The following is a 332-nucleotide window of genomic DNA, read 5'->3' on the forward strand; positions in this document are numbered from 1 at the left end:
TTGGGATTCTGTGTTACAGGTATATCAACGTTTTAGTGATAATGCTAAAACACTGAATTTAACTATGGATGACACTGCTCGACTAACTGAAACAGTATCAAAAGCAGTTGCGATCAGTGGTGCAAGTGCAGAAGCAGCTGATGCAGCTTTAGTTCAATTCGGGCAGGCTTTGGCAAGCGGTACATTACGTGGTGAAGAACTCAACTCAGTTATGGAACAAACACCAGCTCTAGCAAAGGCTATTGCTAAAGGTATGGGGATCACCGTAGGAGAGTTGCGTTCAGTTGCGGCTGAAGGAAAAATTACTTCACAAGAAATTGTAAAAGCGCTTG

1 protein-coding gene is annotated in these 332 nt (G+C 42.8%); it reads left to right on the forward strand.

Annotated elements, in window-relative coordinates:
• A partial coding sequence (locus tag R5R67_RS19645; RefSeq protein ID WP_318755227.1) for a tape measure protein occupies positions 1-332 on the forward strand: 332 nt, incomplete at both ends.

The organism is Acinetobacter sp. OYA S30, assembly GCF_033599315.1.
Classification (GTDB): Bacteria; Pseudomonadota; Gammaproteobacteria; order Pseudomonadales; family Moraxellaceae; genus Acinetobacter; species Acinetobacter baumannii.